Source organism: Microbacterium sp. GQ128, from assembly GCF_059758615.1.
In genome coordinates this window covers 394,986-417,018 of record NZ_JCAXDY010000001.1, presented here as the reverse complement: position 1 = coordinate 417,018, position 22,033 = coordinate 394,986, and the positions used below count along the sequence as shown (strand labels likewise).

Genomic DNA, 22,033 nt, shown 5'->3' with positions numbered 1-22,033 from the left:
AACGTGACGAACTACGACGACATCGACTTCTCCCCCATCCAGGCGCTCACCGAGGGCGAGGTCATCACGCAGTCGCCCGTGCGCGACATCCGACTCGCCTCGGGCAAGGTGCTCGCGCTCATCACGCTCGACAACGGTCGTGACCACACGCGCCCGAACACCCTGGGTCCGGCGACACTCACGCAGCTGGGCGAGACCCTCGACGGCTTGAAGGCACGTGCCGCCGCGGGCGAGATCCAGGCCGTCGGCATCACCGGCAAGCAGTACATCCTCGCGGCCGGTGCCGATCTGTCCGACATCAGCAAGGTGGGGTCGCGTGACAACGCACGCCTCATCGCGCAGCTGGGTCACAAGGTCCTCGGCAAGCTCGGCGACCTCGGTGTGCCGTCGTTCGCCTTCGTGAACGGCCTCGCCCTGGGCGGCGGCCTCGAGATCGCACTGAACTCCAGCTACCGCACGGTCGATGCCTCCGCGGCTGCGGTGGCGCTGCCCGAGGTCTTCCTCGGCATCATCCCCGGCTGGGGTGGCGCCTACCTGCTGCCGAACCTGGTCGGCGTCGAGAACGCGCTCGAGGTGGTCATCTCGAACCCGCTCAAGCAGAACCGGATGCTGAAGCCGCAGCAGGCGTTCGACCTCGGCATCTTCGACGCGATCTTCCCCGCCGCCAACTATCTCGAGAACTCGTTGGCGTGGGCCGACGCGGTGCTCGGCGGCAAGAAGGTCGAGCGCAAGAACGAGCCGGGCAAGATCGAGCGCCTCACCAAGTGGCCTATCGCGATCAAGATGGCGCGCGGCATGCTCGAGTCGAAGATCGGCACCGTGCCGAAGTCCCCCTATGCCGCGCTCGAGCTGCTCGACAAGGCGAAGAGCGGCACCAAGGCCGAGGGCTTCGCCCGTGAGGACGAGGCGCTGGCAGAGCTCGTGACCGGCGATCAGTTCGCCGCGTCGATGTATGCCTTCGACCTGGTGCAGAAGCGGGCCAAGCGACCTGTCGGCGCTCCCGACAAGCAGCTCGCGAAGAAGGTCACCAAGGTGGGCATCATCGGCGCAGGGCTCATGGCGAGCCAGTTCGCGCTGCTCTTCGTGCGCAAGCTCCAGGTGCCCGTGCTGATCACCGACCTCGACCAGGCGCGCGTCGACAAGGGCGTCGCCTACATCCACGAGGAGATCGGCAAGCTCGAGGCCAAGGGCCGTCTGGACTCCGACTCGGCGAACAAGCTGCGTGCGCTCGTCACCGGCACGACCGACAAGAGCCTCTACGCGGACTGCGACTTCGTGATCGAGGCCGTGTTCGAAGAGGTCGGCGTCAAGCAGCAGGTGTTCGGCGAGATCGAGAAGATCATCGCCGATGACGCGATCCTCGCGACCAACACCTCGTCGCTGTCGGTCGAGGAGATCGGTTCGAAGCTCGCGCACCCCGAGCGTCTGGTCGGCTTCCACTTCTTCAACCCGGTCGCCGTCATGCCGCTGATCGAGATCGTGAAGACGCCGACCACCTCGGAGGCCGCGCTGTCGACTGCATTCGTCGTCGCGAAGAACCTGGGCAAGAACGCGGTCCTCACCGCCGACGCGCCCGGCTTCGTCGTGAACCGTCTGCTCGCCAAGGTCATGGGCGAGGCCGCTCGCGCGGTCTACGAGGGCACGCCGATCGCCGATGTCGAGAAGGCCTTCGGTCCGCTCGGTCTGCCGATGGGCCCGTTCCAGCTGATCGACCTGGTCGGCTGGAAGGTCGCCGCCCACGTGCAGGACACCATGGTGCAGGCGTTCCCGGACCGGTTCTACGCCAACGAGAACTTCCACGCACTCGCCGAACTCGACACGGTCGTGGAGAAGGACAAGGGCGGTCGCGTCGTCGGCTGGAGCAAGCAGGCCGAGAAGGTCCTGAAGCCCGCCGTCGGCAAGACGCCGGCAGCGGCTGCGACCATCCTCCAGCGCGTGCAGGACGGACTGGCACAGGAGATCAAGCTGATGCTCGACGAGGGCGTCGTGCCCGAGGTCGAAGACATCGACCTCTGCCTGATCCTCGGTGCCGGCTGGCCGTTCATCGACGGTGGGGCCTCGCCGTACCTCGATCGCGAGGGCGCCTCCGAGCGGGCGTTCGGTGGCTCGTTCCACACTCCGCAGATCCGCGGTGTCGAGCACCGCTGACCACGGAGTTCACGCGAAGCGCCCCACCGGATTCCCTGCGGATCCGGTGGGGCGCTTCCTCGTCCACCGCGGCCGATGCCCTAGCCAGGAGTGATGGGCTCCACGCACCCGGCTCGCCGAGACTCAGCCAGCGGACTGCGCCGGCCGGCCGTCGTCCTCCCCACGTCGAGGCCAGTACGACAGCGCCCGCTCTGCAAGTGCGGTGATCGTGAGCGAGGGGTTCACGCCGGGATTCGCGGGAACCGCCGCACCGTCGACGACGTGCAGGCCGGGGTGCCCCCACACCCGGTGGTACGCATCGATGACACCGTCCGCTGGTGACGCCGAGATCACGGCGCCACCCAGGAAGTGTGCGGTCAGCGGGATGCCGAACACCTCCGGCCAGGATCCGCGTGCGGCCGCGGGCACCCCGCCTTCGGCCTCGACCCGCGCGGCGATCGCCGCCGCCGCCGTGTGAGCCTGTGGCAGGTAGCTGGGATTCGGCTCGCCGTGTCCCTGGGCACTCGTCATCACGAGGCGACCGAAGCGACGGCGCAGCGAGAGGGTGAGCGAGTTGTCCGCCGTCTGCATCACCAGCGCGATGATCCCGCGCTCGCTCCAGCGACGGAGGCTGCCGAGTCGGAACTGCCGCGACGGAGAGCGGAGCACCTTCGCGACGAGGCAGCGCAGACGCACCCCGAGCGGTCGGTCGCCGGGGACGAGGACGGTCGCCAGCGCACCCATCAGGTTCGATCCCGGGCCGTAGCGGACGTTCTCGACGTGCGTGCGGTCGTCGATGTGGAACGAGGTCGTGATCGCCACGCCCCTGGCGAGCTGGAGCGACTCCGGGACGCTCGTGGCGACCGCGCCGTCCAACGCCTCGGAGTTGGTGCGCGTGAGCCGGCCGACGGACGCCGAGACCTGCGGCAGTGCCCCGGACTCCTTCATCCGGTGCAGCAGCTGCTGCGTGCCCCAGGTACCGGCCGCCAGGACCACCTGCTCTGCGGTCACTGTCCTCCGCGCGTGCCGGAACCACGCCCCGCTGCGCTGCGTCGTCACCGCGAACCCACCGCCGGGGAGCTCCCGCACCTCGCTCACCGTGCGCAGCGGCTCGATTGCGACCCCACGGCGCTCCGCGAGGGCCAGGTAGTTCTTCATGAGCGTGTTCTTCGCGCCGACCCGGCAACCCACCATGCAGTTGCCGCAGAGCGTGCAGCCGGTGCGATCGGGGCCCTCGCCGCCGAAGAATGGATCCGGCGTGCGCTCCCCCGGTCTCCCGAACCAGACTCCGACCGGCGCGTGCCGGAACGTCGAGCCGACGCCGAGGTCGTCGGCCGCGCCGGCCATGATCCGTTCCACCGGCCCCGTGTGCGGGTAGTGATCGACGACGCCGAGCATCCGCTTCGCCGTGGCGTAGTGCGGTGCCAGCTCGGACTCCCACTGCGCGATGCTCCGCCACTGCGGGTCCTCGAAGAACGCCGCCCCCGGCTGGTACAGCGTGTTCGCGTAGTTGAGCGATCCCCCGCCCACGCCGGCACCCGCCAGGATCATCACGTGCGGCAGTCGGTGGATGCGCTGCACACCGTGGCATCCGAGCGCCGGCGCCCAGAGGTAGCGGCGGACATCCCAGTTGCTCTTCGCGAAGTCGTCGTCCTCGAAGCGGCGCCCGGCCTCGTAGACCCGGACACGATAGCCCTTCTCCGCCAGTCGCAGAGCCGCTACAGAACCTCCGAAGCCGGACCCGACGATCACGACGTCCTCGTCGAACTCAGTCATCGCTCTCCCTCGGCCCCATCATCGTGAGCGCCCCCGGCAGCACCGAGATGGTGCACTCGTCCTCGCCGATGCGCTCGCCGTCCGCGTAGACCACGAGGCCGGGGGCAGACACCGTGACCGACCGTGCACGGCGATGCGCGACCTCACCGCGCGCGAGATGCGTGCCGCGGAGCAGCAGCGGGAACAGTCGCAGCAGACGCAAGCGGCCCAGCGGCGCGACATGGACGATGTCGAGGAGCCCGTCGTCGGGAACGGCCCCGGCGCAGGTGGGCATCCCTCCGCCGTAGCTGGAGGTGCTGCCGGCCGCGATCAGAGTGCCCGGCGCGCTCCTGGTCGCCTCTCCGTCGACGGCGAGGACGAAGTCCATCGGGCGCAGTCGGATGAGCTCGATGAGCAGTGCGAGGTAGTAGCGAGGTGCGCCATGCGGCCAGCGGAGTCGGTTGGTACGGTCGCTGACCTTCGCGTCGAAGCCCAGCGCCGCGATGGTCAGGAACTTCCGGCTGCCCATCGCCGTGCGCACCACGCCGACGTCGATCGACCGCGGCACACCGGTGAGGGCGAGCTCAGCGGCGGCCCGGGCGTCACCGCGCGGGAGTCCGAGAGCACGGGCGAGATCGTTCCCCGTTCCCGCGGGCACCAGAACGACGGGGACGGACGCGGCGCACACCGTGTCGAGCACGCCGGAGAGCGTACCGTCGCCGCGCACGATGACCAGCACACGCGGTTCGTCCGCCAGTGCCGCGACGGCGAGCCGAGCGGTGTCCGCTGCGGAACCACCGGCGTAGGCGCGCACCTCGGCACCGCGCTCCCGGAGAACCCGTACGGCTGCCTCCGCCGCCCGCCCGCCCCGGCCTTTGCCGGAGAACGGGTTCGCGAGCACGGCGATGTGCTCGGCCACGTCAGCGCGTCCGCTCAGGAACGATCACGGCGCCAGGGTTCAGGATTCCCGCCGGATCGAGTTCGCGTTTGATCGCACGGAGGATGCGGATGCCGGTCTCGCCGATCTCCCGCTCCAGCCAGGCGGCGTGGTCACGTCCGACCGCATGGTGATGGCTGATGGTGCCGCTGGTCGCGATGATCGCGTCGTTCACGCGCGACTTGATCGGACCCCACACCGAGAGCGGATCGGCGCGGATGCCGGCGAGGACGGTGAAGTACAGCGACGCACCCGTGGGGTAGATGTGCGACACGTGGCACATCACGTACGACCGGGCGCCCGCCTCCGCGAATCCCTCCTTGAGGGCGGACTCGACGGCCGCACGCAGTTCGAGCAGGTTCGACCACGTCGTCGCGGTCTCGAGCGTCTCGCAGAACACTCCGGCGTCCAGCAGCGAATCGCGCAGGTACGGGCCGTCGAAGCGCCCCTGCAGCCACTCCTCCGCCGCGCCCTCCCCCGCCGATGTGCCGCCGGCAGCCGACAGCAGCGCGCTGGTGCGGGCTCGACGCTCGGCGATCCCCTCGCCCTCGTACACGGTCACGACACTCGCGCCCTTCGCGAGCGCCTTGCCGATCTTGCCGACCTGCGCCAGGCTCACGGCGGTCTCCGTCTCGTCGGACAGGCGGATGACGGTGGGCCCGGACCCCTGCTGCGCCACGCTCCGCAGCCCCGCGGCTCCGGCGGCGAAATCCGGGAACGACCACGACTCGAACACGCGCTCCCGCGGGACCGGGTGCACACGCACGCGCACCTCGGTGATCACGCCGAAGATTCCCTCCGAGCCGAGGAACACCCGGATCAGATCCGGACCGGCGGCGGAGCCTGGTGAGCGCCCGAGGTCGATGTCGCCGGTCGGCGTCGCGACACGGATCCCCGTCACCATGGTGTCGAAGCGCCCGTTGCCCGCGGAGTTCTGGCCGGAGGAACGGGCCGCCGCGAAGCCGCCGATCGTCGCATAACGGAAGCTCTGCGGATAGTGACCGAGTTCGAAGCCGTGAGCCGCGAGCAGCGACTCGGCCTCCGGTCCCGTGGTACCGGCCTCGAGCACCGCTTCTCCGCTGACCTCGTCGAGGCGGATCAGCCCGCTCAGGCGGCGCAGGTCGAGGCTCACGACCGCATGCTGGTCTCCCCTGTCCGGGTCCAGCGCTCCGACGACGCTCGTGCCGCCACCGAAGGGGATGATCGCGACACCACGCCTGACCGCGACATCGAGGCAGGCGCGGACCTCGTCGTGGCTCGCGGGTCGGATCACCGCGTCCGGGACCTCCTGCTCCCGCTGCCGGCGCCGGAGGAGGTCCGGAGTCGAGCGTCCGCCGGCATGACGGATACGCGCTTCCGCGGTGACGTCCACGTGCTGCGGGCCGACGGCGGCGCCGAACGCCACGAGGTCCTCGTCATCGAGCACCGAGGGCGACACCCGCACCTGGGCGAGCTCGACCGCAGGCTCGGGCTTGCGGACACGTCCGAGCAGCAGGGGCAGCAGCGTGCGCACCGCGAGCGGCAGATCCTTCGCCTTGTCCGGTTCGCCCCAGCCGTTCCACCTCATCGACGGGTCGGCATCGACCCTGCCATCGTCTTGGCCCATGCGTTACAGTGTGACACATCATGGAAGAACGTCAACCGCTCTGGGACACCACGCAGGCGCGCATCCTCGACGCCGCGGACACGCTGATCGAACGTCGGGGAGTCCACGGGGTCACGATCGCCGAGCTCGCACGCCGCTCCGAACTCAGCCGCCCCACGATCTACCGCAACTGGAGCGACGCCGACGACGTCGTCCGCGCCGCACTGCTCCGCCGCGTCGACGGCATCCTGAGCACCTTCTCCGCCGACGCGCGCACCCGGACGGCGCTGGTCGACGACGTGCTGCGCTTCACCTCCCTCTTCCGCAACGACCCGCTGTACGCGCGACTGCTCGACGACGAACCGGAGGCGTTCACGCGCTACACCCTGCAGCGCGTCGGATCGAGTCAGCGCATGATCCTGCAGTGGCTGGCGACCGCGATCGGCTCCGCGCAGGCCGACGGGTCGGTCAGGCCGGGGGAACCACAGGAGATCGCAGTCATGCTGATGCTCATCGCGCAGTCCGCGGTCCTCTCGCACGGCACGGTCGCCGACCTCATCTCCGAGTCCGCGTGGGAGCGTGAACTGCGCGCCGCGCTCGATGGGCTGCTGCGCCCATGAGCACGCCGTCATCCGCGCTCAACGTCGCACGCCGAAGGACCGACCTGACCCTCGCCGCCGACGAACGGGTGGACGTGCTCGTCATCGGCGGCGGCATCACCGGAGTCGGCGTGGCGCTCGACGCCGCCTCCCGCGGCCTCAGCGTGACCCTGATCGAGGCGGAGGATCTCGCCTTCGGCACCAGTCGTTTCAGTTCGAAGCTCGTGCACGGCGGACTGCGCTACCTCGCGACGGGCGACGTCGCCACCGCGAAGGAGAGCGCGCGGGAGCGGCACCTGCTCATGACGACGATCGCTCCGCACCTGATCCGACAGCTCGGACAGCTGCTGCCCTTCAGCCGCGACGTCACACTGCGTCAGCGGGTGGCGGGCGCCGCCGGTATGGGGCTCGGCGACCTGCTCCGGATGCGGGCGCACACGCCGCGGGCAGTGCTGCCCGCACCCCGGATCGTGTCCGCGAGGGAGGCGACCCGACTGGCACCCGCCCTCGACTCTCGCGGTCTGCGGGGCGGCATGCTGTCATACGACGGACAGCTCGACGACGACGCCCGGCTGGTGACCACGGTGGCACGGACCGCCGCGGCGCGCGGTGCGCGCATCCTGACCAGGGTCCGCGCGATCGCGCTCCGGGGCGACGGGGCGATCGCCGAGGACGTGCTCACGGGAGAGCGGCTCGAGGTCGCCGCCCGCTCCGTGATCAACGCCACCGGCGTATGGGCCGGATCGCTCGACGAAGCCATCCGTGTACGTCCCAGTCGGGGGACCCACATCGTGCTCGACGCCGCAGATCTGGGGTCGCCGACGGCGGCGCTCACCATCCCCCACGAGGGGTCGGTCAGTCGCTATGTCTTCGCTCTTCCGCAGGCGCACGGGCGGGTGATCGTCGGTCTCACGGACGAAGACGCGCCGGGCGCCGTGCCCCTTGTGGCAAAGCCGACCGAGCCGGAGATCGACTTCCTCCTGCGAAGCCTCAACCGGGTGATCACGACACCGATGCGACGCGATCAGGTGCGCGGCGCGTTCGCGGGCCTGCGCCCTCTCGTCGACAGCGGGACGGACGCCACGGCCGACGTCTCGCGTCGACACCTCGTGGCAGTGTCCGACGCGGGTTTCGTGACGGTGCTCGGTGGGAAGCTGACGACGTATCGTCGCATGGCCGAGGATGCCGTGGATCTGGCATCGGAGGCGCGTGGACTGCGGGCGGCAACCAGTCGCACCGCCTCACTGCGCCTCGTGGACCGCGAGGTCGCCACCACCGGCGAGGTGCTCGATGTCGTGACGGGGCTGACGCGCGCGGAGGTCGAGTTCGCTGTCCGGGCCGAGGGTGCCCTGACCGTCGAGGACGTGCTCGATCGGCGTACCAGGGTCGGGCTCGTCGACGCCGATCGGAACCGGTGTCTTCCGGCCGTCGACGAGGTCGTCGCACGCACCCTCGCCGACGTCGGCTGAGCCGGCCGCGGGGCCGTTCCGCGTCGCCCCGTATCCACGGCACGGCGCCCAGGGGAACGACCGGGGAACAGCGCATGAAATCCCCCGGTCGATGCCATCGTCCGGCGTCCTCGCGCGCCATCACCCTGCACAGTGGTGTCATGGACGTGCTCTTCACGATGCTGGGCGGCAAGGGGATGTCGGGGCTGCTGAAGACCGGCACGGCGATCCTCACCACTCTCCTGGTCCTTCCCGCGCTGCTCAAGCTCTTCGTCGTCACAGTCGATGAAGGCTGGGCCGCGATCCGGACCCGCAACGGCAAGCCCATCATCCGCAACCGTCCGCAGCGCCGGCCGACCGCGCGCGGCGGGGCTGTCGGGGAGGTCGTGGTCCTCGACCCCGGCTCTCACGGCGCCTTCCCGCTCTTCTACTGGTATCGACTGGTCGATGTGCGCTGCCGGGCGACCGACCTGCCCGTCCGCGAGATGGGCGGCGCGAGCGGGCATCAACACCGCGTGCATGCGTCGTTCGAATGGCGCCCGATACCGACGGGCCGCGATCTCCGGGTGTTCGAGCTCGACGTCGTCAACGTCAAGGAGCGCGCCTCGAACATCGTCGGGGCGGCCCTGAGAGACGTGATCAGGGGCCTCGACGGCACCGAGCTGCCGCACAACGACGAGATCAATGCGCGCGTGATCGCCGCCAGCGCGGAAGAGGTTCGTCGCGCCTGCGGGGTGGAGCTCGTGCGTGTGATGGTCACGGGCGACGCACTGACCGACGGGTATCTGATGTCGACGGCGCTCCGCGACGTGGATCGCGGCGCGCAGGCCGTCGCCGCACTGCACGCACTGAACTGACGCGGTCCATCGGCTCGGACCGTCGGCCTCGTCAGCGATCAGTGGCGTTCGCGGAGGGGCAGGTCGATCGTGCCCGTCTCGCCCGCATCCCGCGCCTTCGGGATCCTGGTCCCGAGGACCTGCGACACGATGTCCTGGGCGATCTTCGGCGCCGTGAGGCCCGCATCCGCGAGGATCTGATCCCGCGAGGCATGATCGATGAACTCGTCGGGCAGACCCAGCTCATCCACCGCCGTGTCGATGCCGGCTTCCCGCAGGACCTGTCGCACCCGGGTGCCGATACCGCCGACGCGGATGCCGTCCTCGACGGTGATGACGAGACGGTGGTGCGCAGCCAGCTCGATCACCGACGGCTGCACCGGGATCGCCCAGCGCGGATCGATGACCGTGGCGCCGATACCCTGCGCTCGGAGCCGGTCTGCGACGTCGAGGGCCAGCTCGGCGAACGGGCCGATGGCGACGATCAGCACGTCCTCCGATTCCCCTCGGGCGAGCACGTCGACGCCGTCCTCCAGCCGCTCGATGGCGGGGAGGTCGGCCGCGACCTCACCCTTCGGGAAGCGGATGACGGTCGGAGCATCAGCGACCTGGACCGCCTCGCCCAGGGCCTCGGTCAGGCGTGCTCCGTCCCTCGGAGCGGCGATGCGGATGTGCGGGACGATCTGCAGCATGGCGAGATCCCACATACCGTGGTGGCTGGGGCCGTCCGGGCCCGTCACGCCGGCACGGTCGAGCACGAACGTGACGCCCGCACGGTGCAGTGCGACATCCATCAGCACCTGATCGAACGCTCGGCCCATGAACGTCGCATAGAGGGCGACCACGGGGTGCAGTCCGCCATACGCCAGCCCCGCTGCGGAAGCCACCGCATGCTGCTCGGCGATCCCCACGTCGTACACACGATCGGGGAATCGCTCGGCGAACGGCGCGAGACCTGTCGGTCGCAGCATCGCGGCCGTCATCGCGATGACGTCGCTGCGCTGCTCCCCCACAGCGACGAGGGCATCCGAGAACACGTCGGTCCATCCACGACCGCCCGACGACAGCGTCTCACCCGTCGTCGGATCGATCTTGCCGACCGCGTGGAACTGGTCGGCCTCGTCGTCGCGGGCGGGCTGATATCCGCGCCCCTTCTCGGTGATCGTGTGCACGATGACCGGGGCGCCGTACGACTTCGCCAGCTCGAGCGTCTCGAGCAGGGCGGGAAGATCGTGTCCGTCGACCGGGCCGAGGTACTTGATGTCGAGGTTCGAATAGAGCGCCTCGTTGTTGGTGAATCGCGAGAGGAAACCGTGGGTTCCGCCGCGCACGCCGCGGAACACCGCGCGCCCCACGGGACCGAACGCGCGGAACAGACGATCCGAGCGCTGGTGGAGATCCTTGTACGCCGCCGCGGTGCGCACGCGGTTCAGGTAGCGCGACATGCCGCCGATCGTGGGCGCGTACGAGCGGCCGTTGTCGTTGACGACGATCACGAGATTCCGGTCGTTGTCGTCGGAGATGTTGTTCAGCGCCTCCCACGTCATACCGCCCGTGAGCGCTCCATCGCCGACGACGGCCACGACGTGCCGATCCGCGCGACCGGTCGCCGTGAGCGCCCGGGAGATGCCGTCAGCCCAACTCAGCGAACTCGACGCGTGCGAGGACTCGACGACGTCGTGCGCGCTCTCGCCGCGCTGCGGATAGCCGGCGAGTCCGCTGCGGACCCGCAACGCCGAGAAGTCCTGCCGCCCCGTGAGGAGTTTGTGCACGTAGGACTGATGTCCGGTGTCGAAGATGAAGGGGTCATCCGGAGACGAGAAGACCCGGTGCAGAGCGATGGTCAGCTCGACGACGCCCAGGTTCGGACCGAGGTGCCCACCCGTCTGCGAGACGTTCTCGACCAGGAACGCGCGGATCTCTGCGGCGAGCTCGTCCAGTTGATCGGCCGAGAGCGCGTCCAGATCACGGGGTCCTGAGATGCTCGGAAGAATGGGCATCTGCGCCTCCTCACAGGCTTCGCCAGAAGCGCCCGACGAGGGTGCGGGCGCCCGTCGATCCTACCGCGCCCGGTGGAGAGAAGCCGGTGAGCGCGGCCCCCCTTGACACGAAGGGGCGGCACGATGAAGGGGCCCGGATCCGAAGACCCGAGCCCCTTCGTCTGCGCGATCAGACCAGCGAACGCAGCACGTACTGCAGGATGCCGCCGTTGCGGTAGTAGTCGGCCTCACCGGGGGTGTCGATGCGGACGACCGCGTCGAACTCGATCGGCTGCTTGCCCTCGGGCGAGTGCTCGCTCGGGGTGGCGGTGACCTTGACGGTCTTCGGCGTGACACCGTTGTTGAGCTCCTCGAGGCCGGAGATCGAGACGATCTCGGTGCCGTCGAGACCCAGCGACTCCCAGCTCTCGCCTGCGGGGAACTGCAGCGGGACGACGCCCATGCCGATCAGGTTCGAGCGGTGGATGCGCTCGAAGCTCTCGGTGATGACGGCCTTGACGCCCAGCAGGCTGGTGCCCTTGGCCGCCCAGTCGCGCGACGAACCCGAGCCGTACTCCTTGCCTCCGAAGATGACGAGGGGCGTGCCCTGCTCCTGGTAGTTCATGCTCGCGTCGTAGATGTACGACTGCGGGCCGCCGGGCTGCGTGAAGTCGCGCGTGAAACCACCCTCGACCACCTGCCCGTCGTTGACGGCAGAGACCATGAGGTTCTTCAGGCGGATGTTCGCGAACGTGCCGCGGATCATGACCTCGTGGTTGCCGCGACGCGAGCCGAAGGAGTTGAAGTCCTTGCGGTCGACGCCGTGCTCCGTGAGGTACTGGGCCGCAGGCGTGCCGGCCTTGATGTTTCCGGCGGGCGAGATGTGGTCGGTGGTGACCGAGTCGCCGAGCGTCGCCATGACACGCGCACCCTCGATGTCCTTCACCGGGGTGAGCTCCATCGTCATGCCGTCGAAGTACGGTGCCTTGCGGACGTACGTGGAGTCCTCGTCCCACTGGAAGATGGCGTCATCCGGGGTGGGGAGGCTGCGCCAGCGCTCGTCGCCGTCGAACACCGTCGCGTACTGCTTGATGAACTGCTCGCGCGAGATCGAGGAGTCGACGAGCTCCTGCACCTCGGCCGGCGTGGGCCAGATGTCCTTCAGGAAGACGTCTTCGCCGTCCTTGCCCTTGCCGAGCGCGTCGTTCTCGAAGTCGAAGTGCATCGACCCTGCGAGAGCGTACGCGATGACCAGCGGCGGGCTGGCGAGGTAGTTCATCTTCACGTCGGGGCTGATGCGCCCCTCGAAGTTGCGGTTGCCCGAGAGGACGGCCGTGACGGCGAGGTCGTGCGAGTTGATCGCCTCCGACACCTCTTCGATCAGCGGACCCGAGTTGCCGATGCAGATCGTGCAGCCATAGCCGACGGTGTAGAACCCGAGACCCTCGAGGTCCTTGTCGAGCCCGGACTTCTCGTAGTAGTCCGTGACGACCTTCGATCCCGGTCCGAGCGTGGTCTTGACCCAGGGCTTCTGCTTCAGCCCCTTCTCCAGCGCCTTGCGTGCGACGAGACCGGCGGCGATCATCACCGACGGGTTCGACGTGTTGGTGCACGAGGTGATGGCGGCCAGCGTGACGGCGCCGTTGTCGAGGATGTACTTCTCCCCCGACGGCGTCGTGACCGGCACGGGCTTCGAGGCGTTCGCCGGAGCGCCGCTGTTGATGTGCACCGGCCGCGTGGTCGGCTCTTCTTCGCCGGGGACCGAGCCCGGGTCGGATGCCGGGAAGGAGTGCTTCGACTCGAGGTCGACGATGTCGTCGGACGTCGATGCGGTCGTGTAGCCGAGGATGTCCTGCTCGAACTGGGCCTTGGCCTCGGAGAGCAGGATGCGGTCCTGCGGACGCTTCGGGCCGGCGATCGACGGCACGACGGTGCCGAGGTCGAGCTCGAGGTACTCGCTGAAGGTCGGCTCGACGCTCGCATCGTGCCAGAGCTTCTGCTCCTTGGCGTACGCCTCGACCAGGGCGACGGCCTCTTCGCTGCGACCGGTGAGGCGCAGGTAGTCGAGCGTCACGTCGTCGATCGGGAAGATCGCGGCCGTGGAGCCGAACTCGGGCGACATGTTGCCGATGGTGGCACGGTTGGCGAGCGGCACCGAGGCGACGCCTTCGCCGTAGAACTCGACGAACTTGCCGACCACGCCGTGCTTGCGCAGCAGATCGGTGATCGTGAGCACGACGTCGGTCGCGGTGACGCCGGCGGGGATCTCGCCGGAGAGCTTGAAGCCGACGACGCGCGGGATGAGCATCGACACGGGCTGGCCGAGCATGGCCGCCTCGGCCTCGATTCCACCGACGCCCCAGCCCAGCACTCCCAGGCCGTTGACCATGGTGGTGTGCGAGTCGGTGCCGACGCAGGTGTCGGGGTATGCGCGCAGCACACCGTCGACGTTGCGGTCGTAGATGACCTTGGCGAGGTGCTCGATGTTCACCTGGTGGACGATTCCGGTTCCCGGCGGGACGACCTTGAAGTCGCTGAACGCCGTCTGGCCCCAGCGCAGGAACTGGTAGCGCTCGCCGTTGCGCTCGTACTCGATCTCGACGTTGCGCTCGAGCGCGTTCTCCGAGCCGAACAGATCGGCGATGACGGAGTGATCGATGACCATCTCGGCGGGCGAGAGCGGATTGATCTTGTTCGCATCGCCGCCCAGCGCCGTGACGGCCTCACGCATGGTGGCGAGGTCGACGATGCAGGGCACACCGGTGAAGTCCTGCATGACCACGCGGGCCGGCGTGAACTGGATCTCGGTGTTGGGCTCTGCCGCGGCATCCCACGAACCCAGCGCCTCGATCTGCGCCTTCGTCACATTCGCGCCGTCCTCGGTGCGAAGCAGGTTCTCCAGGAGGACCTTGAGACTGAAGGGGAGCTTCTCGAAACCGGGCACCGTGTCGATGCGGAAGATCTCGTAGTCGGTGCTGCCGACTGTCAGGGTGCTCTTGGCACCGAAGCTGTTCACCGTGGACACGAATCCGTCTCCTTCTATTCGGATGGGAGCGACAGGCGCCTCCATCTTGCTCGCCAGCGAGCCCCTGCGGCTAGCAAGGCGGACCTAACCAGTCTGCTCCGCGCAGCTCACCGGCGAAAGCCTGCGATTTATCTTGATGTCAAGATAAATCTATCATGCCTCGGCGACATCTTCGCGCGACGGTCCGCGCGGATGGAGAGCGCGCACGACGAGCCAGGTGACGGCGATCAGCGGCGCGAAGAGCGGGAGTCCCATGACGAGCTTGAGCGTGCCGAGTGCGGTCACGTCGCCCGCGAGATACAGCGGGAGCTGCACGGCGAGTCGGGCGAAGAAGAGTGCGGCCCACGCGATTCCGAGCCAGAAGTAGGCGCGGCGCTTGCGGCGATCTTCGCGCCAGGTGGTGCCCTCCCCCATCAGGAAGCCGACGGCGAGGCCGATCAGGGACCAGCCGATCAGGGCCGACACCAGGATGACCGTTCCGTAGACCGCGTTGGTGATGAGCCCCGGAACGAAGTTGTCGGCGCCGCGTCCGGTCCACAATGCGAGTGCTGCCGCGGCGGCCGCGGCGACGAGCCCGCCGATCGCGGCGGAGGGCGGCGACTTCTGCAGCAGGCGCACCATCGTGAAGACCGCGGCGAGACCGACCGATATGCCCAACGACAGGATCAGCGGCTCGGGGCGGATCGTGAAGATGATCACGAACGCCAGGCTCGGCAGCACCGACTCGAGGACGCCGCGGACCCCGCCGATCGCCGACCAGACGACCTTGTGCGTGCTCGCACTCTCCGACGGGTCGAGCCCGGCGCGGCGCGCGGCGCCTCCGAGAGCTTCCCCGAGGATCTCGGAGGTGCTCTTCTCGCGTTCCGGGTCGGCGTCCGGGGTGCTCACGCGGAGCCCGGGGTCGCCGGCATCTTCAGCGGGATCAGATCACGCGGCGGCATCGGAGAGCCGCCGCGGACGACGACGATCGAACGGAACAGATCCTCGACCTTGGCACCGGCCTCAGGATCCGACGCACCGGCTCCGCCGATCACGCCGCGGAGGAACCAGCGCGGGCCGTCGATGCCGATGAACCGCGCGAGACGCAGACCCGAGCCTTCGCTGGCCGCTGCGGGCACTTCGGCGAGAAGCTCCTTGCCCAGGGGTCCGTCCCGCTCTTCGACGCGACCGCCCTGTGCCTTGACCTGGTCGCGCAGCTGCACGCGCGTCTCATCCCACAGTCCGCCGGACCTCGGTGCGGCGAACGGTTGCACCTGCAGAGAGGAGTCCGCGTAGTCGAGGCCGACGGCGACGATGCGCTTGGTCTGCTCCTCCACCTCGAGTCGAAGATTGAGCCCCTCGCGCGGCAGGATCTTGATCCCGCCCAGGTCGATGTACGGGCGGACCGGGTTCGCCTCGGAGTCGTCGAAGGGTCCGTCGGTGGCGCGGTTCGCGGGCGCCGACTTGGAAGGAGTCGCGTTGTTGTCAGTCATCTGTTCTGCCCTGCTTCGTTCTGCGTGAGCCCCGCCTGGTACCCGGTGGAGCCGAAACCGCCGTCGCCGCGGACGCTGTCCGGCAGCTCGTCCACCGAGATGAACGTGGCGCGTGTCACCGGCATGATGATCAGCTGTGCGATGCGATCGCCGACCGCCACATCGTACGCGCTCCTGATGTCGGTGTTGATCAGGCTCACCTTGATCTCGCCGCGGTAGCCGGCATCCACGGTCCCCGGAGAGTTCACGATCGAGATCCCGTGCTTGGCGGCCAGCCCGCTGCGCGGAACCACGAAGGCCGCATAGCCGTCGGGAAGAGCGATCCGGACTCCGGTGGCGACGAGAGCGCGCTCGCCCGGTTCCAGATGCACTGCCTCGGCCGCGACCAGATCGGCGCCGGCGTCGCCCGGATGCGCGTATCCGGGCACCACTGCAGCGATAATGGGGACATCAACGGAATCGGTCACCCCATGAGGCTAATGCAGAACCCCGCCACAGACGCACGTGCCCGCTATCGCGAACGGCTCTCCCCCAGCCTCTGGCTGCTGGTGACCGTCGCGGTCGCAGGGCCGATGGTGTCCCTCGTCTTCGTGCCCATCGGATCGACCTTCGCGCTCATCGTCGGCGCCGCCGTCTCCGCGCTCCTGGTGCTCGGCTTCATCGCGGCGACTCCGGTCGTGTCGGTGGAGGGTCGCGTCCTGCGCGCCGGACGCGCACACATCGATGTCGAGCACCTCGGCGAACCCCTCGCGCTCGTCGGTGAAGAAGCCCGCCAGGCACGCGGCCCCGGTCTCCCTGCGCGCGGCTGGCACCTGATCCGCGGCGGGATCGACGGGATCGTCGTCGTCCCGAATCTCGACGTGGACGACCCGGTCGACACGTGGACCATCTCGACCCGCACGCCCGACCGCCTGGTCGCGGCGATCAGGGCGGCCCGTTCCTGACCGCACCCGCCGTTCATCGGGGGCACCGCCCGTTCCTGACGGGCGCTGCCACATACGACAGCGCGCCCCTGACCGGACGGTCGGGGGCGCGTGAGACGTCGCTCGGAGGACTGCTTACGCAGCGCACTCCTTGCAGATGGGCCCGGATGCGCCCTCGTGGTCGAGCTGAGAGCGGTGCTTCACGAGGAAGCAGCTCATGCACGTGAACTCGTCCTGCTGCGCGGGCAGCACGACGACGTCGAGCTCGAGGTCGGAGAGGTCGGCACCCGGAAGGTCGAAGTTCGACGGGTTGTCGGAGTCTTCGTCCCCGCTTGAGCCGGAAGATTTGTCCGGCACACGCTCCTTGAGGGCTTCGATCGACTCGGAGTCGTCTTCGCTCTTTCGGGGGGCGTCGTAATCGGTTGCCATGCGGTAGATCTCCACTTTCATGGTGCGAGTGGGTGGTGCGCCGTCGGGTATCGGCGGCCATAGTTTGCACGACCGGGAGACATAACGCAAATGCGGTCGGTGCGACAGAGCAAACTCACGGCACGCCCAGGGTATTCCCGGTCCGGACGCCGCATGCGTGACACCATGAACGGACACCCATCAGAGGGGCATTCGCATGGAAAACGTCACCATCGTCGGCACAGAAGCAGGAGTCCTCGTACTCGCGACAGAGTCGGGCGAGCGGTTCTCGCTGCCCATCGACGACGTGCTGCAGCGTGAGATCCGTCGCGCCACCCGGCAGGCCGAGCCCACCGCCCAGAAACTCGCCGCGAGCCCGCGCGACATCCAGGCGCAGATCCGCGCCGGACTCACCGCGCCCGAGGTCGCCGAACTGCTGGGAATCAGCGTCGACGACGTCGCCCGCTTCGAGGGGCCGGTCCTCGCCGAGCGCGAGCACATCATCGGCCAGGCACTCGCGGTTCCGGTGCTGATCGGAAGTGAAGTCGAACCCGACGCCCAGCCCACCTTCGGCGTCGCGGTCCGCGCGAAGCTCGCCGAGGTCGCAGCGACCGCGGAGCGGTGGGCCAGCTGGAAAGAGGAGTCCGGCTGGACGATCAAGCTCGAGTTCACCGCGAACGACGTCGATCACGATGCCCGGTGGAGCTTCGACCCGCGTCGCAGTGCCCTCTCGCCTCTGAACGCGGATGCCACTCAGCTCTCGCGCCAGGGCTCGCTGCCCGAGGGGCTCATCCCGCGCCTGCGCGCCGTGGATGCGGAGCGCACGACCTCCCCTTACAAAGACGAGAGCCGGTTCGATTCGGGCGCCTTCGGCCCGCGTCTGCTTCCCGCACCCGAGGCCGAGGTCGAAGACCCGTCACTCCCCGAGCGCTCCGACGTCGCCGCGCAGGATGCCGCGATCAATCGCGCGCCCTCTGCGCAGAACACGAGCCCTGAAACAGCGGACCTGCTCGAGGCTCTCCGCCGTCGTCGGGGTCAGCGCGAAACGGCTCCGCTGCTCGAAGACACCGACGACGTCGAGCACTCCGACCCGATCTCGCTGTTCGACGCGCTCGAACAGCCCGACGACGAGCCGGAGCCCGAACGCCCTTCTGCACAAACTGCTCCTTCGGATTCCGGAGACTCCGGCGGCCGCCGCCGTCGCCGCAACGCGATGCCCTCATGGGATGAGATCGTCTTCGGAGCGCGCACCGACGAGTGATCCGCACCGACGTGTGACCGGCACGAGCAGGTGACCGGCGCCCATCCGGTGGGCACCTCTCAGCGCGCGAAGGCTCCGAGCCTGATCAGCGGCACCTGTCGCTCCTCCGGAGTGAGCGCCCCGTGCTGCCCAACCATTCCTCGCCCGCGCTGGTCCGCCGCGGTGCCGTCGTAGACCGCCCACGTGCCACGCGCGATGGCCAGCAGATCGCCGATCCGCGCGGACGCCGCCGTGGTGACGGTCGGCCCGAACATTCCGCCGCGAATGGCTTCGTACCGGGTGACGACGTCGGCGATCCCCTCGAGGTCGGCGCGCCACCGAGCGGTCACTGCGGCGGCGTCGGCGTCGGGCTCGAGGTAGGCGTGCAGCATCCGCGGCTCGCCGCCGACATGCCGGACGCCCCGCAGATGTGCCTCGTCGAGCACGACCTGCCGATTGACTGCGACATCGACCATGCCGTGGTCCGAGGTGACGAGCACGCCGACTGCGGGCGGCACCCGCACCGCCAGGGCGGCATCGATTTCTTCGAGGGCGGCGACCCACTCGGCAGATGCGATCCCGTGCTTGTGGCCGGCTTTGTCGACCTCGGGCAGGTAACAGTAGACGAGTGATCCCGGGTGCTCCCGGGCGAGCGTGTACGCGGTTTCGATGCGCGCTTCCGCCGTGGTCGCGGCGACGAACTCGGCGCCCCGGAGCGTGGCCTTCGTGAACCCGCTGTGGGCGTAGCCGGCGAACCCGACCGCGAAGCTCTCGTGGCCGGCGCGACCGGCACGTTCGAAGATGGTCGGCGCCGGCTGCCAGGTGAACGGATCGATCCCGTCGGTCTCCCAACCGCTGAGCTGGTTGACGAGCACGTCGCGGCCGGCGTCGAGCACCCGGTAGCCGACGAGGCCGTGCTCACCCGGCCAGACGCCGGTGACGATGCTGGTGAGCGCCGCGGCCGTCGTGGAGGGGAACACCGACTGCGCGACATCCTTCTTCGCCATCCCGGCCGTGAGCGCGCGGGCATGTCCCGCGTGGGCCCGAAGGCTGATCGCCCCGAGGCCGTCGACGACGACGAGAACGACGGACTCCGCACGCGGCAGCACCTCGGATTCGCCTCGGAGCGCGGCGAACAGGTCGTCCGCCACCCCGACGACGCTCCGGGCGCCGGGCGACGCGGACGGTAGCATGAGGGACATCCGAGCCAGTCTGACACAGGCTCCCGTACGCCCTCAGGAAGTCCATGCCGAAAACCCCGCCGCCCGAGCCCGTCGAGGAGCGCATCCAGGACATCGACCTCTCCACCGAGATGCAGGGCTCGTTCCTCGAGTACGCGTACTCGGTGATCTACTCGCGCGCTCTGCCTGACGCGCGCGACGGTCTGAAGCCGGTGCAGCGCCGCATCCTGTACCAGATGGCCGAGATGGGCCTCCGCCCCGACCGAGGCCATGTCAAGAGCGCACGCGTCGTGGGCGAGGTGATGGGAAAACTCCACCCGCACGGCGACTCCGCCATCTATGACGCGCTGGTCCGTCTCGCGCAGGAGTGGGCGCTGCGTGTTCCTCTGATCGACGGCCACGGGAACTTCGGTTCGCTCGACGACGGTCCGGCCGCTGCCCGATACACCGAGGCGCGGCTCGCCGCCCCGGCCCTCGCTCTCACGGAGAACCTCGACGAGGACGTCGTCGACTTCATCCCGAACTACGACGGTCAGTTCCAGCAGCCGTCCGTGCTCCCGGCCGCCTTCCCGAACCTCCTCGTCAACGGGGCGAGTGGCATCGCCGTGGGCATGGCGACCAACATGGCGCCGCACAACCTCATCGAGGTCGTGGCCGCTGCGACGCATCTGCTCGAGAACCCGGATGCCACGACCGAAGAGCTGATGGAGTTCGTCCCCGGTCCCGACTTCCCCTCGGGCGGCATCCTGATGGGTCTCGACGGCGTCAAGGACGCCTACACGAACGGACGCGGCGCACTCAAGGTCCGCGGGAAGACCTCGATCGAGCCGCTGGGCCCCCGACGCACCGGCATCATCGTCTCCGAGCTGCCGTACATGGTCGGACCCGAGCGCCTGATCGAGAAGATCCGCGACGCCGTGCAGTCGAAGAAGCTGCAGGGGATCAGCGACGTCACCGATCTGACCGACCGCAACCACGGGCTGCGCGTCGCCATCGGCGTCAAGACGGGGTTCGACCCGAACGCCGTCCTGGAGCAGCTGTACCGACTGACTCCGCTGGAAGACTCGTTCAGCATCAACAACGTCGCGCTCGTCGACGGTCAGCCGCGCACCCTCGGCCTCAAGGAGATGCTGAGCGTCTACGTCGGCCATCGTCTCGAGGTGATCACGCGGCGGAGCCGCTACCGCCTCGCCCGCAGAGAAGAGCGCCTGCACCTCGTCGAGGGCCTGCTCATCGCGATCCTCGACATCGACGAGGTCATCCAGGTCATCCGTTCCTCCGACGACTCGGAGCAGGCACGCACGCGCCTGCGCTCGGTGTTCGATCTGAGCGAGCTGCAGGCCGAGTACATCCTCGAACTTCGACTGCGTCGCCTGACCAAGTTCTCTCGCATCGAGCTCGAGACCGAGCGCGATGCGCTGCTGGCGGAGATCGCCTCGCTCCGTGAGCTGCTCGGCAGCCCGGTGCTCCTCCGCGCCGTCGTCGCCAAAGAGTTGGATGCTGCCGCCGATGCCTACGGCACACCGCGCCGGACCCTACTGATGAACGCCGCTCCGCCGAAGCCCCGAGCGACCAAGGGAGCGGTCGACCTGCAGATCGCCGACGCCCCCACGGTTCTCGTCCTCTCCACCACGGGCCGCGCCGTGCGGGTCGACCTCGGCGAGGGGCAGGAGCTCACGGTTCCGACACGCCGCAGCAAGCACGACGCGATCCTGACGACGGTCGAGACGACGGTCCGCGCGGAGATCGGTGCCCTCACCAGCCTCGGCCGTGTCGTGCGCTTCTCCCCCGTCGACCTGCCCTCCGTTCCTTCGACGTCCGTCCAGCTCGCCGCGGGAACGCCGCTGCGCGACTACCTCGGCATCACGACCAGGAACGAGCGGATCCTCGGTTTCGTGCGTTTCGACAGCGAGACGCCGATCGCGCTCGGCACGGCCCAGGGAACGGTGAAGCGGATCGTCCCGTCGGCGCTGCCGGTGCGTCCCGATCTCGAAGTCATCGGGATGAAGCCCGGCGACACGGTCGTGGGAGCCGCAGAGGCCCCCGACGACGCCGATCTCGTGTTCGTCACGACCGACGCGCAACTGCTCCGCTTCTCCGCTGCGAACGTGCGCCCCCAGGGGGCACCTGCGGGCGGCATGGCGGGCGTCAAGCTGGGCTCCGGGGCATCCGTGCTGTTCTTCGGCGCGATCGATCCCTCGACGGAGGCTGTCGTCGCGACGGTCTCCGGTGGCGAGAGCATCCTGCCGGGCACCGACCCCGGACGAGCGAAGGTGTCGGCCTTCACGGAGTACCCGGCCAAGGGCCGCGCCACGGGCGGGGTGCGCGCGCACGCGTTCTTGAAGGGCGAGGATCGACTCACCGTCGCCTGGGTGGGCCCGAACCCGCCGCTGGCGGTCGATCCCACCGGCGCCGTGCGCAAGCTCCCCGAGGCCGGAGCACGACGTGACGCCTCGGGCCAGCCCATCGACGGCGTGATCGGCAGCATCGGCCGCACACTCGTCTGAGAACGGGAGAG

17 protein-coding genes are annotated in these 22,033 nt (G+C 69.0%); 7 read left to right on the top strand and 10 right to left on the bottom strand.

The window, feature by feature from the left end; genetic code table 11:
* Window positions 1-3: 3 nt before the first annotated feature.
* Window positions 4-2,148, top strand: a complete 2,145-nt coding sequence (locus AC6CHX_RS02005) for a 3-hydroxyacyl-CoA dehydrogenase NAD-binding domain-containing protein (RefSeq protein ID WP_498272017.1) — start codon at window positions 4-6, stop codon at window positions 2,146-2,148.
* Window positions 2,149-2,271: 123 nt separating this feature from the next.
* On the opposite strand, the gene AC6CHX_RS02000 is transcribed toward AC6CHX_RS02005, so the two are convergent.
* The 3 genes from AC6CHX_RS02000 to AC6CHX_RS01990 are packed head-to-tail and all read right to left on the bottom strand — an operon-like array spanning window position 2,272 to window position 6,425.
* Window positions 2,272-3,903, bottom strand: a complete 1,632-nt coding sequence (locus AC6CHX_RS02000; RefSeq protein ID WP_498271449.1) for a GMC oxidoreductase — start codon at window positions 3,901-3,903, stop codon at window positions 2,272-2,274.
* Entirely contained in the window at window positions 3,896-4,801 is a 906-nt protein-coding gene (locus tag AC6CHX_RS01995; protein WP_498271448.1) for a YegS/Rv2252/BmrU family lipid kinase, read from the bottom strand. Before AC6CHX_RS01995 ends, AC6CHX_RS02000 begins: the two co-directional genes overlap by 8 nt.
* A gap of 1 nt (window position 4,802) precedes the next feature.
* Window positions 4,803-6,425, bottom strand: coding sequence for an FAD-binding oxidoreductase (locus AC6CHX_RS01990; protein WP_498271447.1), 1,623 nt, complete (start codon window positions 6,423-6,425; stop codon window positions 4,803-4,805).
* A gap of 20 nt (window positions 6,426-6,445) precedes the next feature.
* Here AC6CHX_RS01990 and AC6CHX_RS01985 point away from each other — a divergent pair, with 20 nt between their 5' ends.
* The 3 genes from AC6CHX_RS01985 (at window position 6,446) to AC6CHX_RS01975 (ending at window position 9,308) form a co-directional block, all read left to right on the top strand.
* Window positions 6,446-7,024: a TetR/AcrR family transcriptional regulator gene (locus tag AC6CHX_RS01985; RefSeq protein ID WP_498271446.1), complete on the top strand. Its 579-nt coding sequence runs from the start codon at window positions 6,446-6,448 to the stop codon at window positions 7,022-7,024.
* Window positions 7,021-8,472, top strand: coding sequence for a glycerol-3-phosphate dehydrogenase/oxidase (locus tag AC6CHX_RS01980; protein ID WP_498271445.1), 1,452 nt, complete (start codon window positions 7,021-7,023; stop codon window positions 8,470-8,472). The genes AC6CHX_RS01985 and AC6CHX_RS01980 overlap by 4 nt, the downstream gene beginning before the upstream one ends.
* 140 nt (window positions 8,473-8,612) lie before the next feature.
* On the top strand, window positions 8,613-9,308 hold the full coding sequence (locus tag AC6CHX_RS01975; RefSeq protein ID WP_498271444.1) for an SPFH domain-containing protein: 696 nt from the start codon (window positions 8,613-8,615) through the stop codon (window positions 9,306-9,308).
* A 38-nt stretch (window positions 9,309-9,346) separates the two neighbouring features.
* Here AC6CHX_RS01975 and dxs read toward each other — a convergent pair whose 3' ends face one another.
* From dxs to dut, 5 genes are all read right to left on the bottom strand, one after another.
* Window positions 9,347-11,287, bottom strand: coding sequence for a 1-deoxy-D-xylulose-5-phosphate synthase (dxs, locus tag AC6CHX_RS01970; RefSeq protein ID WP_498271443.1), 1,941 nt, complete (start codon window positions 11,285-11,287; stop codon window positions 9,347-9,349).
* Window positions 11,288-11,456: 169 nt separating this feature from the next.
* Window positions 11,457-14,291 carry an aconitate hydratase gene (locus tag AC6CHX_RS01965; RefSeq protein WP_498271442.1) on the bottom strand — a complete coding sequence of 945 codons (2,835 nt, stop codon included), beginning with the start codon at window positions 14,289-14,291 and terminating at the stop codon, window positions 11,457-11,459.
* A gap of 153 nt (window positions 14,292-14,444) precedes the next feature.
* Window positions 14,445-15,179 carry a DUF3159 domain-containing protein gene (locus tag AC6CHX_RS01960; protein WP_498271441.1) on the bottom strand — a complete coding sequence of 245 codons (735 nt, stop codon included), beginning with the start codon at window positions 15,177-15,179 and terminating at the stop codon, window positions 14,445-14,447.
* On the bottom strand, window positions 15,176-15,763 hold the full coding sequence (locus AC6CHX_RS01955; protein ID WP_136044018.1) for a DUF3710 domain-containing protein: 588 nt from the start codon (window positions 15,761-15,763) through the stop codon (window positions 15,176-15,178). Before AC6CHX_RS01955 ends, AC6CHX_RS01960 begins: the two co-directional genes overlap by 4 nt.
* Entirely contained in the window at window positions 15,760-16,230 is a 471-nt protein-coding gene (gene dut, locus AC6CHX_RS01950; RefSeq protein ID WP_498271440.1) for a dUTP diphosphatase, read from the bottom strand. Before dut ends, AC6CHX_RS01955 begins: the two co-directional genes overlap by 4 nt.
* Before the next feature lie 12 nt (window positions 16,231-16,242).
* On the opposite strand from dut, the gene AC6CHX_RS01945 reads away from it, so the two are divergent.
* On the top strand, window positions 16,243-16,707 hold the full coding sequence (locus AC6CHX_RS01945; protein WP_498271439.1) for a DUF3093 domain-containing protein: 465 nt from the start codon (window positions 16,243-16,245) through the stop codon (window positions 16,705-16,707).
* A gap of 114 nt (window positions 16,708-16,821) precedes the next feature.
* Here AC6CHX_RS01945 and AC6CHX_RS01940 read toward each other — a convergent pair whose 3' ends face one another.
* Window positions 16,822-17,115 carry a DUF4193 domain-containing protein gene (locus AC6CHX_RS01940; RefSeq protein ID WP_105725536.1) on the bottom strand — a complete coding sequence of 98 codons (294 nt, stop codon included), beginning with the start codon at window positions 17,113-17,115 and terminating at the stop codon, window positions 16,822-16,824.
* Window positions 17,116-17,311: 196 nt separating this feature from the next.
* On the opposite strand from AC6CHX_RS01940, the gene sepH reads away from it, so the two are divergent.
* The gene (gene sepH / locus AC6CHX_RS01935) at window positions 17,312-18,355 is read left to right on the top strand and encodes a septation protein SepH (protein WP_498271438.1); all 1,044 of its coding nucleotides are present in this window, start codon (window positions 17,312-17,314) and stop codon (window positions 18,353-18,355) included.
* Between the two features lie 59 nt (window positions 18,356-18,414).
* On the opposite strand, the gene AC6CHX_RS01930 is transcribed toward sepH, so the two are convergent.
* On the bottom strand, window positions 18,415-19,536 hold the full coding sequence (locus AC6CHX_RS01930; RefSeq protein WP_498271437.1) for an alkaline phosphatase family protein: 1,122 nt from the start codon (window positions 19,534-19,536) through the stop codon (window positions 18,415-18,417).
* Window positions 19,537-19,580: 44 nt separating this feature from the next.
* Here AC6CHX_RS01930 and AC6CHX_RS01925 point away from each other — a divergent pair, with 44 nt between their 5' ends.
* Window positions 19,581-22,022 (top strand): DNA gyrase/topoisomerase IV subunit A, encoded by a 2,442-nt coding sequence (locus tag AC6CHX_RS01925; RefSeq protein ID WP_498271436.1) that lies wholly within the window; start codon window positions 19,581-19,583, stop codon window positions 22,020-22,022.
* Window positions 22,023-22,033 lie beyond the last annotated feature (11 nt).

Excerpts from the sequence above, each read along its gene's own strand:
- dxs (WP_498271443.1), bottom strand. The coding sequence starts at position 11,287 with ATGCCCATTCTTCCGAGCATCTCAGGACCCCGTGATCTGGACGCGCTC.
- sepH (WP_498271438.1), top strand. The coding sequence starts at position 17,312 with ATGGAAAACGTCACCATCGTCGGCACAGAAGCAGGAGTCCTCGTACTC.
- AC6CHX_RS01930 (WP_498271437.1), bottom strand. The coding sequence starts at position 19,536 with ATGTCCCTCATGCTACCGTCCGCGTCGCCCGGCGCCCGGAGCGTCGTC.
- AC6CHX_RS01975 (WP_498271444.1), top strand. The coding sequence starts at position 8,613 with ATGGACGTGCTCTTCACGATGCTGGGCGGCAAGGGGATGTCGGGGCTG.
- AC6CHX_RS02000 (WP_498271449.1), bottom strand. The coding sequence starts at position 3,903 with ATGACTGAGTTCGACGAGGACGTCGTGATCGTCGGGTCCGGCTTCGGA.
- AC6CHX_RS01940 (WP_105725536.1), bottom strand. The coding sequence starts at position 17,115 with ATGGCAACCGATTACGACGCCCCCCGAAAGAGCGAAGACGACTCCGAG.
- AC6CHX_RS01945 (WP_498271439.1), top strand. The coding sequence starts at position 16,243 with ATGCAGAACCCCGCCACAGACGCACGTGCCCGCTATCGCGAACGGCTC.
- AC6CHX_RS01955 (WP_136044018.1), bottom strand. The coding sequence starts at position 15,763 with ATGACTGACAACAACGCGACTCCTTCCAAGTCGGCGCCCGCGAACCGC.
- AC6CHX_RS01990 (WP_498271447.1), bottom strand. The coding sequence starts at position 6,425 with ATGGGCCAAGACGATGGCAGGGTCGATGCCGACCCGTCGATGAGGTGG.
- AC6CHX_RS01985 (WP_498271446.1), top strand. The coding sequence starts at position 6,446 with ATGGAAGAACGTCAACCGCTCTGGGACACCACGCAGGCGCGCATCCTC.
- AC6CHX_RS01925 (WP_498271436.1), top strand. The coding sequence starts at position 19,581 with ATGCCGAAAACCCCGCCGCCCGAGCCCGTCGAGGAGCGCATCCAGGAC.
- AC6CHX_RS01980 (WP_498271445.1), top strand. The coding sequence starts at position 7,021 with ATGAGCACGCCGTCATCCGCGCTCAACGTCGCACGCCGAAGGACCGAC.